This window comes from Pseudomonas sp. P106(2024), assembly GCF_057480815.1.
Window position 1 is genome coordinate 373994 of record NZ_JBLIYU010000003.1, and the last position, 12804, is coordinate 386797.

Annotated in this window: 12 protein-coding genes and 1 pseudogene; 11 read left to right on the forward strand and 2 right to left on the reverse strand. The window is 62.7% G+C overall.

Features of this window, described 5'->3' with window-relative positions; genetic code table 11:
* Positions 1 to 7 precede the first annotated feature (7 nt).
* The 4 genes from sucC (at position 8) to AC25M7_RS07970 (ending at position 4766) form a co-directional block, all read left to right on the forward strand.
* Positions 8 to 1174 (forward strand): ADP-forming succinate--CoA ligase subunit beta, encoded by a 1167-nt coding sequence (sucC, locus tag AC25M7_RS07955; RefSeq protein ID WP_003254205.1) that lies wholly within the window; start codon positions 8 to 10, stop codon positions 1172 to 1174.
* A complete protein-coding gene (gene sucD, locus AC25M7_RS07960; RefSeq protein WP_004376004.1) occupies positions 1174 to 2058 on the forward strand; it encodes a succinate--CoA ligase subunit alpha in 885 nt (294 codons plus the stop codon). The genes sucC and sucD overlap by 1 nt, the downstream gene beginning before the upstream one ends.
* A gap of 452 nt (positions 2059 to 2510) precedes the next feature.
* Positions 2511 to 3824 carry a branched-chain amino acid transport system II carrier protein gene (gene brnQ, locus AC25M7_RS07965; protein ID WP_028690462.1) on the forward strand — a complete coding sequence of 438 codons (1314 nt, stop codon included), beginning with the start codon at positions 2511 to 2513 and terminating at the stop codon, positions 3822 to 3824.
* 192 nt (positions 3825 to 4016) lie between these two features.
* Positions 4017 to 4766, forward strand: coding sequence for a DUF599 domain-containing protein (locus AC25M7_RS07970; RefSeq protein ID WP_028690463.1), 750 nt, complete (start codon positions 4017 to 4019; stop codon positions 4764 to 4766).
* Positions 4767 to 4832: 66 nt separating this feature from the next.
* On the opposite strand, the gene AC25M7_RS07975 is transcribed toward AC25M7_RS07970, so the two are convergent.
* Positions 4833 to 5108: a hypothetical protein gene (locus AC25M7_RS07975; protein WP_028690464.1), complete on the reverse strand. Its 276-nt coding sequence runs from the start codon at positions 5106 to 5108 to the stop codon at positions 4833 to 4835.
* Between the two features lie 136 nt (positions 5109 to 5244).
* Between AC25M7_RS07975 and AC25M7_RS07980 the strand changes: the two genes are divergently transcribed.
* The 4 genes from AC25M7_RS07980 (at position 5245) to AC25M7_RS07995 (ending at position 9012) form a co-directional block, all read left to right on the forward strand.
* Positions 5245 to 5721: a PaaI family thioesterase gene (locus AC25M7_RS07980; RefSeq protein ID WP_088852916.1), complete on the forward strand. Its 477-nt coding sequence runs from the start codon at positions 5245 to 5247 to the stop codon at positions 5719 to 5721.
* The gene (locus AC25M7_RS07985) at positions 5718 to 6176 is read left to right on the forward strand and encodes a PaaI family thioesterase (RefSeq protein WP_088852915.1); all 459 of its coding nucleotides are present in this window, start codon (positions 5718 to 5720) and stop codon (positions 6174 to 6176) included. Before AC25M7_RS07980 ends, AC25M7_RS07985 begins: the two co-directional genes overlap by 4 nt.
* A gap of 93 nt (positions 6177 to 6269) precedes the next feature.
* The gene (htpG, locus tag AC25M7_RS07990) at positions 6270 to 8177 is read left to right on the forward strand and encodes a molecular chaperone HtpG (protein WP_028690467.1); all 1908 of its coding nucleotides are present in this window, start codon (positions 6270 to 6272) and stop codon (positions 8175 to 8177) included.
* A gap of 109 nt (positions 8178 to 8286) precedes the next feature.
* Complete coding sequence (locus AC25M7_RS07995; RefSeq protein WP_028690468.1) at positions 8287 to 9012, forward strand: dienelactone hydrolase family protein; 726 nt, start codon at positions 8287 to 8289, stop codon at positions 9010 to 9012.
* 29 nt (positions 9013 to 9041) lie between these two features.
* Here AC25M7_RS07995 and AC25M7_RS08000 read toward each other — a convergent pair whose 3' ends face one another.
* Positions 9042 to 9905: a pirin family protein gene (locus tag AC25M7_RS08000; protein WP_028690469.1), complete on the reverse strand. Its 864-nt coding sequence runs from the start codon at positions 9903 to 9905 to the stop codon at positions 9042 to 9044.
* Between the two features lie 110 nt (positions 9906 to 10015).
* Here AC25M7_RS08000 and AC25M7_RS08005 point away from each other — a divergent pair, with 110 nt between their 5' ends.
* The 3 genes and pseudogenes from AC25M7_RS08005 (at position 10016) to AC25M7_RS08015 (ending at position 12763) form a co-directional block, all read left to right on the forward strand.
* Entirely contained in the window at positions 10016 to 11023 is a 1008-nt protein-coding gene (locus AC25M7_RS08005; protein WP_486970913.1) for an amidohydrolase family protein, read from the forward strand.
* A 114-nt stretch (positions 11024 to 11137) separates the two neighbouring features.
* Positions 11138 to 11908 (forward strand): annotated as a pseudogene (locus AC25M7_RS08010) (MCP four helix bundle domain-containing protein); the annotation flags it as partial.
* Positions 11909 to 12022: 114 nt separating this feature from the next.
* Entirely contained in the window at positions 12023 to 12763 is a 741-nt protein-coding gene (locus AC25M7_RS08015) for a methyl-accepting chemotaxis protein (RefSeq protein ID WP_408634423.1), read from the forward strand.
* Positions 12764 to 12804 lie beyond the last annotated feature (41 nt).

The following is a 12804-nucleotide window of genomic DNA, read 5'->3' on the forward strand; positions in this document are numbered from 1 at the left end:
AAAAAGCATGAATCTTCACGAGTATCAGGGTAAGCAGCTGTTCGCTGAGTACGGCCTGCCAGTTTCCAAGGGTTTCGCTGTCGATACCCCTGAGCAAGCTGCAGAAGCCTGCGACAAGATCGGCGGGAACGAGTGGGTCGTCAAAGCCCAGGTCCACGCCGGTGGTCGCGGCAAGGCGGGCGGCGTCAAGCTGGTTCGCAGCAAGGAAGACGCCAAGGCCTTCGCTGCTCAGTGGCTGGGCAAGAACCTGGTCACCTACCAGACCGACGCCAACGGTCAGCCAGTTTCCAAGATCCTGGTCGAATCCTGCACTGACATCGCCAAAGAGCTGTACCTGGGCGCTGTAGTCGATCGTTCGAGCCGTCGCATCGTGTTCATGGCCTCCACCGAAGGTGGCGTGGACATCGAGAAAGTCGCTCACGAGACTCCTGAGAAGATCCTCAAGGCCACCATCGATCCGCTGGTCGGCGCTCAGCCGTTCCAGGGTCGTGAACTGGCGTTCCAGCTGGGTCTGGAAGGCAAGCAAGTCCAACAGTTCGCCAAGATCTTCGTAGGCCTGGCCAAGCTGTTCAAGGATCACGATCTGGCCCTGCTGGAAGTGAACCCGCTGGTGATCAAGGCCGACGGCGACCTGCACTGCCTCGATGCCAAGATCAACATCGACGCCAACGCCATGTACCGTCAGCCGAAGCTGAAGACCTTCCACGACCCGTCGCAGGACGACGCCCGTGAAGCCCACGCCGCCAAGTTCGAACTGAACTACGTTGCCCTCGAAGGCAACATCGGCTGCATGGTCAACGGTGCCGGCCTGGCCATGGGTACCATGGACATCGTCAACCTGCACGGTGGCAAGCCAGCCAACTTCCTCGACGTGGGCGGCGGCGCTACCAAGGAGCGCGTTACCGAAGCGTTCAAGATCATTCTGTCCGACAGCAATGTCGCGGCCGTTCTGGTCAACATCTTCGGCGGCATCGTTCGCTGCGACATGATTGCCGAAGGCATCATCGGCGCTGTGAAAGAAGTCGGCGTCAAGGTTCCGGTTGTCGTTCGCCTCGAAGGCAACAACGCCGAACTGGGCGCTAAAGTACTGGCAGAAAGCGGTTTGAACATCATTGCGGCAACTAGCCTGACCGACGCTGCTCAACAAGTTGTCAAAGCTGCGGAGGGCAAGTAATGAGCGTCCTGATCAATAAAGACACCAAAGTCATCTGCCAGGGCTTCACCGGCTCGCAGGGTACTTTCCACTCCGAACAAGCCATCGCCTACGGCACCAAGATGGTCGGCGGCGTCACTCCGGGCAAGGGTGGCACCACCCACCTGGGCCTGCCGGTGTTCAACACCGTGAAAGAAGCCGTGGAAGCCACCGGCGCTGACGCGTCGGTCATCTACGTACCGGCTCCTTTCTGCAAGGACTCGATCCTTGAAGCCGCCTTCGGTGGCATCAAGCTGATCGTCTGCATCACCGAGGGTATTCCTACCCTCGACATGCTGGACGCCAAGGTCAAGTGCGACGAGCTGGGCGTGACCCTGATCGGCCCTAACTGCCCAGGTGTCATCACCCCGGGCGAGTGCAAGATCGGCATCATGCCAGGCCACATCCACTTGCCAGGCAAGGTCGGTATCGTTTCGCGTTCCGGTACCCTGACCTACGAAGCTGTGAAGCAGACCACCGACGCCGGCTTCGGCCAGTCGACCTGCGTCGGCATCGGCGGTGACCCGATCCCGGGCTCCAACTTCATCGACATCCTGAAGCTGTTCCAGGAAGACCCGAAGACCGAAGCGATCGTCATGATCGGTGAGATCGGCGGTTCCGCTGAAGAAGAAGCCGCGGCCTACATCAAGGCCAACGTGACCAAGCCTGTTGTCTCTTACATCGCCGGTGTTACCGCACCTGCGGGCAAGCGCATGGGCCACGCTGGCGCCATCATCTCCGGTGGCAAGGGCACTGCGGACGAGAAGTTCGCCGCCCTGCAGGACGCCGGTGTGAAAACCGTGCGTTCCCTGGCTGACATCGGCAAGGCCCTGGCCGAGCTGACTGGCTGGGAAGTCAAGAAGTAAGTAACACGCAGTACCCCCCACGCGCACAAAGGCCACCTTCGGGTGGCCTTTGTCGTTTTTATTCGAGTCATCCGCGATCGCGTTTTTGTGGGAGCGGCCTTGCCGAGGCGTCGGACCGGTCGGCAAGGCCGCTCCCGCACGTGCTCAGTAAAGGCTAGGAAAACTCGATCACCTCAATCAGGATTTTCAACCAGACATCCACTCAAATCCGCAATAAATTGTCGCCGAACACGTTCAACCAGACGACAAACACATACGCACATCGGACAAGCAGCACTGTGCCAGTGCGTTTGTCAGGCAAAACAGGTAGGCTACGCGTTCACTCTGTGCCCGTACCCCAAAAGGGAACGACACGCTAAACGGGTCTGGCTCACCAAGCCGGGCAGCATTTCCCTTCATCCTGTGGGAAATCCCCTCCGACTCCCGATTTCAGCAGTGTGGTATTTCCTTAAATGAAAGTGTTAAAAGGCCAGGATATCCTGGCGCTTGGCTTTATGACGTTCGCGCTGTTCGTCGGCGCCGGCAACATCATCTTCCCGCCCATCGTCGGCCTGCAGTCCGGTCCGAACGTGTGGATGGCCGCACTCGGCTTCCTGGTCACCGCCGTGGGCCTACCGGTCATCACCGTGGTCGCGCTGGCCAAGGTCGGTGGCGGCATGGATGCCCTGAGCAGCCCGATCGGCAAGTTTTTCGGCGGCCTGCTGGCGGCCGTGTGCTACCTCTCGGTCGGTCCGCTGTTCGCCACCCCGCGTACCGCGACCGTGTCGTTCGAAGTGGGCGTTGCGCCGTTGACCGGCGAGAGCCCGACGGCGCTGCTTATCTACAGCATCGTGTACTTCGCCGTGGTACTGGCCGTGTCCATGTATCCGGGCAAGCTGCTCGACACCGTGGGCCGTTTCCTCGCGCCATTGAAGATCATCGCCCTGGCAGTGCTGGGCATCGCGGCCTTCGCCCTGCCGGCCGGCACCATTGGCGAGGCCCAGCCTGCCTATGCCGCCGCCGCGTTCTCCAAAGGGTTCTCCGATGGCTACCTGACCATGGACACCCTGGGCGCCCTGGTTTTCGGTATCGTCATCGTCAACGCCATCCGCTCGCGTGGCGTCGAGTCGCCGAAGCTGATCACCCGTTATGCCATCATCGCCGGCCTGATTGCCGGTGTCGGCCTGGTGCTGGTGTACGTCAGCCTGTTCCGCCTTGGCGCGGGCAGCCATGACATCGCCGCCGACGCCACCAACGGCGCGATGGTCCTGCATGCCTACGTGCAGCACACCTTTGGTTCGTTGGGCAGCGGCTTCCTCGCCGTGTTGATCGCACTGGCCTGCCTGGTGACCGCCGTTGGCCTGACCTGCGCCTGCGCCGAGTACTTCAGCCAGATCCTGCCGCTGTCGTACCGTGCCCTTGTGGTAATCCTGGCCGGCTTCTCGCTGCTGATCTCCAACCTGGGCCTGACCAAGCTGATCATGTTCTCGATTCCCGTGCTGACGGCGATCTACCCGCCGTGCATCGTGGTCGTGGGCCTGAGCTTTGTGAAAGACCTGTGGAATTCGCCGACCCGTATCCTGGCCCCGGTCATGCTGGTGTCGCTGGTGTTCGGCGTTGTCGACGCGATCAAGGGCAGCAGCTTTGCCCACGTACTGCCTGACGCCCTGGCTCACCTGCCGTTCAGCAACGAAGGCATGGCCTGGCTGGTGCCTTCGGTGGTCACTCTGGCCGCCGCCGTGGTCTGCGATCGCATGCTGGGCAAGCCGCGCGAGGCGCTGGCCTGATGGATTGAAACCTCAAGGGCAGGGCGCTGGCCACAAGCTGAAGGGCGCTTGCCGATGGTGGATATCGAAACCCCGCTGCCGAAAGGCGCGGGGTTTTTTGTCGGCTGTACCGACGCTATCGTGGCGAGGGCGTGTCTTTTGCCGAATCCGGGCGTCGAAAACCGGTCTGTTTCTCTTTGACGGGACTGCTGCATGAGCTTCATCCAAAACAACCTGGGCAACCTCCTTGCCGCCTGCTGGTTCGCCATCTGCTGGGGCGGCTACACCCGCTACGCCATCTGGAAAGGCCGCGACACGGCGTGCCTGGCCAGCGTGCTGCACCTGTACCGCGAAGACTGGATGCGCCGCATGCTGCTGCGCGACAACCGAATCGCCGATGCCAGCGTGATCGGCAACCTGGAGCGCAACGCGTCGTTCTTCGCCTCCAGTACCTTGATCATCCTCGCCGGTATCCTCACCGTGCTCGGAGCGTCGGATCGCGCGCTGTCGCTGCTGGCCGACCTGCCATTGGTGCAGCAGGCCTCGCAAGGGATGTCGGAAATCAAGTTGCTGTGCCTGGCGATGGTGTTCGTCTACGCCTTCTTCACCTTCAGCTGGTGCATGCGCCAATACAACTTCGCCGCTGTGTTGGTGGGTTCGGCGCCGATGATCGGCGAGCGCCTGGTCAACGAACTCGAGCGCAAGGCCTTCGCCTCTCGGGCCGCACGCGTACTGTCGTTGGCCGCCAACCAGTTCAACCTCGGATTGCGTTCGTACTACTTCGGCATGGCCATGCTGAGTTGGTTCATCAGCCCTTGGTTGTTCATGGTCATGAGTGTCGGCGTTGTATTCATCCTGTATCGCCGCGAGTTCCATTCCCATGTACTGGAAGTGATGGTGTTCACACCGACGGAAAGTGTGTCGGTAGAGCCGGGCAAGGACGCTTCCGGTATTGCTGGCTGAAACCTTTTAGCGTAAGCGGTAGATACAAAAAAACCCGACATTGTCGGGTTTTTTTGTATGGCGCGATTACTGCTTGGCAGGCTCGGCAGGCGCAGTGGTCGGCGCTGGGGTGGAGGGCGCGGCCTCCTCGGCGGCCTTCTGCTGCGCTTCGGCCTGATCTTTGGCGGCTTCGGCGTTTTCCTTGGCGGCTTCGTTCATCTTATCCTGAGCTTCGCCCATCTTTTCCTGGGCTTGCTCGGCGTGTTGCTGTGCGTCCTGGGCTTTGTCTTCGCTCGCTTTATCGCAAGCAGCCAGGCCCATGGCAGCGGCCAGCATCAGAGCAAAAGCAAAAGGTTTACGCATGGGGTGTTTCTCCTGGGTGGAATAACTTTACGTGTACCTTCGAGTTCATCGTCTGCGAAGAAGTTCCACAAAGGTTACAGATATATAACTGCCCGACCTATATGGACTTTTTATCTATTTTATGAAGCGAGGGACAATGAACGAGATGCCATTGATGGCGATGGCCGAGCGTTTTCTCTCGGCGTTGAAACATTGCCAGGTATTGCAGATGCGCGTGCACCACGCCGACGCCGACGGCATGACGCTGGTGCTGCCCTGGTCACCGGCCATTGTCGGCAACCCGCAGAACGGCGCGGTGCACGGCGGGGTGCTGACCACGCTGATGGACACGACCTGCGGCATGGCCACGCTCTGCGCGTTGCCGCGTTTCGAGGTGTGCCCGACCCTGGACCTGCGCATCGACTACATGCACCCGGCCGAGGCCGGCAAGGACATCTTCGGCCATGCCCAGTGCTACCGCGTGACCCGCGATGTCATTTTCACCCGCGGCACTGCCTACCAGGACGACCCCGCGCAGCCGATCTGCCAGGTGGTCGGCACCTTCATGCGCCTGGGGCAGGACGTCAAGGGCGGCATTCGCTTCGGCAACAGCCTCAAGGAGGGCCGCGCGTGATCCCCGCCGATATCCGTCAACAGTTGAACCGGGCCCATGCTCGCGGCGATTACCAGCCATTGCTGGCATTGATCCCGTATGCCGGGTTGATCGGCATCGAATGCGAGCGCCACGGCGACGACCTGCTGTTCCGCCTGCCGGCCAATCCTGACAACATCGGCAACCCGTTGTTACCGGCGATCCATGGTGGCGTGATTGCCGGCTTCATGGAGCTGTCCGCGGCACTCTACCTGTTGATCTACAGCGAGAGCGCGAGCATCCCGAAGATTATCGATTTCTCCATCGATTACCTGCGCGCCGGGCATTTTCGCGACACCTACGCCCAGTGCCAGCTATGGCGCCAGGGGCGGCGGGTGACCAACGTCGCCATCACCGCCTGGCAGGGCGATCGCGACACGCCGATCGCCACGGCGCGCGCGCATTTCAAGATCGAACCGGAAAAGCCCTTGAAATAGTCAGGGGTGCCCCCATCTGCTGGACATCCGCCATCAAAAGCAGGCCCGACGGCCGCCAGGCGTCAACAACCAACAGATTGGAGTTTGAAGACCATGAGTGTGGAGACTCAAAAAGAAACCCTGGGCTTCCAGACCGAGGTAAAGCAGCTGCTGCACCTCATGATCCATTCCCTGTATTCGAACAAGGAGATCTTCCTGCGCGAGCTGATCTCCAACGCTTCCGACGCCGCCGACAAGCTGCGTTTCGAGGCCCTGGCCAAGCCTGAGCTGCTCGAAGGCGACGCCGAGCTGAAAATCCGCCTGAGCTTCGACAAAGACGCCAATACCGTGACCCTCGAGGACAACGGCATCGGCATGAGCCGCGAAGACGTCATCGCCCACCTGGGCACCATCGCCAAGTCCGGCACCGCCGACTTCATGAAGAACCTCACCGGTGACCAGAAGAAGGACTCGCACCTGATCGGTCAGTTCGGCGTGGGCTTCTATTCCGCGTTCATCGTCGCCGACAAGGTCGACGTGTTCAGCCGTCGCGCCGGTCTGCCGGCCGCCGAAGGCGTGCACTGGTCGTCCAGGGGCGAGGGTGAGTTCGAGGTCGCCACCGTCGACAAGCCGCAGCGCGGCACCCGTATCGTCCTGCACCTGAAGAAGGGCGAGGACGAGTTCGCCGATGGCTGGCGCCTGCGCAACATCGTCAAGAAGTACTCCGATCACATCGCCCTGCCGATCGAGCTGCCGAAGGAGCAACCAGCGGCTGCCGAAGGCGAAGAGCAGCCGGCTCAGGAGTGGGAAACCGTCAACCGCGCCAGCGCCCTGTGGACCCGTTCGCGCACCGAGGTCAAGGATGAGGAGTACCAGGAGTTCTACAAGCACATCGGCCATGACTTCGAGAACCCGCTGGCCTGGAGCCACAACAAGGTCGAAGGCAAGCTCGAGTACAACTCGCTGCTGTACGTGCCGGCCCGCGCACCGTTCGACCTGTACCAGCGCGAAGCGCCACGCGGTCTGAAGCTGTACGTGCAGCGCGTGTTCATCATGGACCAGGCCGAGTCGTTCCTGCCGCTGTACCTGCGCTTCATCAAGGGTGTGGTCGACTCCAACGACCTGTCGCTGAACGTTTCCCGCGAGATCCTGCAGAAGGATCCGATCATCGATTCGATGAAGACCGCGCTGACCAAGCGCGTGCTGGACATGCTGGAGAAGCTGGCGAAGAACGAGCCCGAGCAGTACAAGGGCTTCTGGAAGAACTTCGGCCAGGTGCTGAAGGAAGGCCCGGCCGAGGACTTCGCCAACAAGGAGAAGATCGCAGGCCTGCTGCGCTTCGCCTCCACCCACGACGACAGCGGCGAGCAGAGCGTTGCCCTGGCCGACTACCTGGCCCGCGCCAAGGAAGGCCAGGACAAGATCTACTTCCTGACCGGTGAATCCTACGCCCAGGTCAAGAACAGCCCGCACCTGGAGGTCTTCCGCAAGAAAGGCATCGAAGTGCTGCTGCTGACCGACCGCATCGACGAGTGGCTGATGAGCTACCTCAGCGAGTTCGATGGCAAGGCCTTCGTCGACGTCGCCCGTGGCGACCTGGACCTGGGCAAGCTGGATTCCGAAGAGGACAAGAAGGCCCAGGAAGAAGTCGCCAAGGACAAGGAAGGCCTGGTCGAGCGCCTCAAGGGCGCGCTGGGTGACAGCGTGGCCGAAGTGCGTGTCTCGCACCGCCTGACCGATTCGCCGGCGATCCTGGCCATCGGTGAGCAGGACCTGGGCCTGCAAATGCGCCAGATCCTCGAAGCCAGCGGGCAGAAGGTGCCCGAGTCCAAGCCGATCTTCGAGTTCAACCCGACCCACCCGCTGATCGAGAAGCTCGATGGCGAGCAGAGCGAAGACCGCTTTGCCGAGCTTTCGCACATCCTGTTCGACCAGGCGGCCCTGGCGGCCGGCGACAGCCTGAAGGACCCGGCGGCCTATGTGCGTCGCCTCAACAAGCTGCTGGTCGAGCTGTCCGCTTGATCTGACGCAGACAAAGCCCGCTTCGGCGGGCTTTTTCTTTCTGGTGAGAATGGGGGGCGCTGGGAATGCATCTATCATGTGCTGACCCGTGAAGCCCAAGGAGAGCTGAATGAGCAAGGTCATCGTCGAATCGCTGGTCTACCACCTGTCAGGCAAAGCCTACGAAAGCCGCCTGGTCTACACCCAGGGCGCGCTGCCCCAGCCGGGCCTGGTGATGGCGCCGAACTGGATGGGTATCGGTGAGGGCGCCGAACGTATCGCCAAGGAAGTGGCCGAGCAAGGCTATGTGGTGTTGATCGCCGACCTGTACGGCCAGTCGGTGCGCCCGTCCAATGCCGATGAGGCGGGCGCGGCGATGATGCCGCTGAAAAATGATCGCGCCGAGCTGCGCAAGCGTATGCAGGAGGCGCTGGCGCAGCTGCTGGGGCAGTCTAGGGCCTTGTTGGAGCCTGGCAAGGTGGCCACCTTCGGCTTCTGCTTCGGTGGCTGCTGCGCGTTGGAACTGGCCCGCTCCGGCGCCGACCTGAAGGCCGCCGTTTCCTTCCATGGCACCCTGGACACGCCAAGCCCCGAGGATGCCAAGCGCATCAAGGGTTCGGTGCTGGTGCTGCATGGCGCTTCCGATCCGCTGGTGCCCAAGGAACAGCTACCGGCTTTCGAGGCCGAGATGAACGCGGCCAAGGTCGACTGGCAATTGCTCAGCTATGGCGGCGCGGTGCATTCGTTCACCGATCCGAACGCCAATGTGCCGGGCAAGATGCAGTATGACCGGCGTACGTCGGAGCGGGCGTTCCGCTCGATGCATAACTTGCTCAAGGAAGTGTTCGCAGGCTGAACGCTCAGGGGCCGCAAAGCGGCCCCGGTTTAGCGCGGTAGTTCGATCCGCCCGCTTTCCCCCGGCACCACTGGCCAATCCCCAGCCGCCCAGCGCGCCCGCGCCGACTCGATCAAGGCCGGATCACTGGCCACGAAATTCCAGTTCATCCGCCGCGGACCATCCAGCGGCGCGCCGCCGATCAGCACCAGCTGGCACTCCTCCTCGGCATACAAGCTCACCGCTTCGCCCTCAGGCAGCACGACCAGGCTGCATGGCTCGACGTCCTCGCCATCCAGCAGCAACTCACCTTCGAGCAGATACAGCGCGCGCTGTGCGTGTTCCGTCGGCACGATCAGGGTGGTGGCCGGCTGCATGCGCACATGGGCATAAAGTGTCGGGGAGAGCACTGGCACGGGGGATTCCAGGCAGAAACCCTTGCCGGCAATCATGCGGATCTGCACGCCCAGGCTGTCGCTGAGCGGCAGGCTGGCCGCCGGGTGATGGCTGTAGCTTGCCGGCCCTTGTTCGGCGCTTTGCGGGGAAGCCAGCCATACCTGCAGCCCATGCAGGCGCGAGCCTTTGCGAAATGCTTCTGCCGGCGTTCGCTCGACGTGCGCCACGCCGGCGCCGGCGGTCATCCAACTGACATCGCCCGGCTGTACGCGCTGGTCCGAGCCCAGGCTGTCCTTGTGCTGGATTTCACCCTCGAACAGGTAGGTGAGGGTGGACAGGCCGATATGCGGATGCTGGCGAATGTCCATGCCATGGCCCGGCGCGTAGTCGGTTTCCAGCATATGGTCGAAGAACACGAAGGGGCCGACGCTGCGGCACTGCGCCGATGGCAGCGGGCGCAGGATCGGCTGGCCCTCGACCGATTCGGCACGTGGGCGGATGACCAGGGGACTGCTCATGGCGACACTCCTTGAGGGATGCCTGCAAGCATAGCGTTTCGCCGTCCGTGGCTGAACCGTCGCGGGCGCTGCCCGGTCTACTCTGGCGGGGATGGCAAAAGGAGGCTCCAATGATCGCCCGCACACTGGCTTGCCTGCTGTTGAGCGCAGGCCTGTTCGATTCCGCGCAGGCCCGAGACTACCGCTACAGCGACGCGCACCTGCACTACGTGGACTTTTTCCAGGAGACCGAGGGCATGCCGGCGTTGCTCAAGGCCATGGACGCGGCCGGTGTGGAGCAGTCGATGATCTCCGGCATTGCGGTGGCGAAGAAATGGCACGAGGACGAGCCCAAGCGCCCGCGTTATTACGCCGGGGATGACGCAGACGCCTACTGGTACAGCGCCACCGACCTGTATGTCGCCGCCGCGTTGCAGAAGCTGCCAGCGCAGCAACGCCGTCGCTTTCACCCTTTTCTCACCGGCTTCAATCCGGTGGACAAGAACGCCGTCAATCATATCGAGCGCATGCTCGACCTCTATCCGGGGTTGTGGCAGGGCATTGGCGAAGTGTTCACCCGCCACGACGACCTCACCGCCCTGACCAGCGGCGACACGCCGCGGGCCAATAACGAAGCCATGACCCGCATCTATCACCTGGCTGCCGAGCGCGACCTGCCGGTGCTACTGCATTCGAACATCACCTCCAAGCGCGAGCGCAACCCGCTTTACCTGGCCGAGATCGAAGAACCACTGCGCAACCATCCGCATACTCGCTTCATCTGGGCCCACGCCGGCAGCAGTCTGGAGATCCATCGACATCAGGAACAGATGGATTTTCTCCTGCCGGTGCTGACGCGGCTGTTGGAGGACTACCCGAACCTGTATGTCGACCTGTCCTGGAGCGTGCTCAAGCCCTACCTGCTTGATCCGCAGGGTGTGCCGCGCCAGGACTGGGTGGCGCTGGTCGAACGCTTCCCTCAGCGTTTCGTGCTCGGCTCCGACCTGGTGGGGCAGTTCGACAGCCTGGGTGAACAGATGCACGGTTTCGACCCCTTCCTTGATGCCTTGCCGGCAGCGGTTGCGGAGCAGGTGAGTCGGACGAATTTTATCAATCTGCTGCCAAAAGCAGCGAAGTAGCGCGTTATAGCAGTGGATAGCTTTTTGATATCGCGTTTTCGTCTTACGCAATTTCCAGGCGGCCCGATACCTTCATTAAGCGACGGAACAACGCTTTTGGGAGGGATCCTGGAAATGAGCCTGAGACGCTTGAATATCGCCCCGCGCGCGGGCCTGGGCTTCGGCATCATGGCGCTGCTGGTGGTGGCGCTGGGCGGCTTCGCGCTGCAGCAGATGACCAGCATGCGCCAGCAGTCCGAGCAGGTCGACAACAATTGGCTGCCGAGCGTGATCTCGGTGGGCAGCATGACCCAGGACATGCTGCGCATCCGCGCCTTGACCCTGCGCCTGCTGGTCAACACCGACCCGGCCGCCCAGCAGCAGAACCGTGCCCGCATCGAAGAAATCAAGGGCGGCCTGAGCAAGGCTCAGAACCATTACGATGGGTTGATCGTGCTGCCAGAGGAGCGGACCTTGTTCGACCGCTACCAGGTCCTGGAGCGCCAGTACATGACCTTGCAGGGGCAGGTGGTGCAGTTGGCCACCGATGGGCATGTTCAGGACGCAGCGGTGCTGGTCAACGGCGAGATGAACCAGCTGGCCGACCAGATGACCGCCACGCTCAACGAGCTTATCGAGCTGAACAACCACCAGGCCAACTCCGCCACAGACCTGGCCGAGGCCGTGTACAACGGCGCCAAGGTCTGGGTCGGCGTGCTGCTGGTGATCGCCCTGAGCCTCACCGTGGTGCTCGCCCTGGCCCTGACCCGCAGCATCGTGCGACCGCTCGGGCAGTCGCTGAAGGTGGCCGAGACGGTCGCCACGGGCGACCTCACGCCGCAGATCACCGTGCAGGGCGACGATGAGCCGGCGCGCCTGCTGGCGGCGCTCAAGAGCATGCAGCAGAGCCTGCGCGAGACCATCGGGCGGATTTCCGATTCAGCCAGCCAGCTGGCCTCGGCGTCCGAAGAGCTGAGCGCGGTCACCGAAGACGCCACCCGCGGCCTGCAGCAGCAGAGCATGGAGATCGAGCAGGCCGCGACCGCGGTGAACCAGATGACGGCGGCGGTGGAGGAGGTGGCGAGCAATGCGGTGGCCACCTCGGAGGCTTCCCGCGAGTCCGACCAGATCGCCCGCCGTGGGCGCGAGCAGGTGCAGGCCACGGTCACTGCCATCGAGGCGCTGGCCAATGGCGTGGCGGGCAACGCCGAAGAGGTGGGGCAACTGGCCCAGCAGGTGCACGACATCAGCAAGGTGCTGGATGTGATCGGCTCGATCGCCGAGCAGACCAACCTGCTGGCGCTAAACGCTGCTATCGAGGCGGCGCGGGCCGGCGAGGCCGGGCGTGGGTTCGCCGTGGTCGCTGACGAGGTGCGGGCGCTGGCCCACCGCACGCAGACCTCGACCCAGGAGATCGAGCAGATGATCGTGGCTATTCGCAGCGGCGCCGAGCGGGCCGTGCAGGGCATGCAGCACAGCGACGCCCAGGCCCGTTCGACCTTGGACGGCGCCCATGCCGCCGGCCAGGCGCTGGAAGCGATCGCAGCGGCCATCGGCCAGATCAATGAGCGCAACCTGGTGATCGCCAGTGCCTCGGAGCAGCAGGCCCAGGTGGCGCGGGAGGTGGACCGCAACCTGACCACCATTCGCGACCTGGCGCACCAGTCCTCGGCCGGGGCCGAAGAAACGTCCGCCGCGAGCCAGGCGCTGTCGCGGCTGGCGGTGGACCTGAACACCCTGGTACAGCGGTTTTCGGTATAAGGGCCATCGCGGGGCACAAAAAAAACGCCCGGACTTTGGTC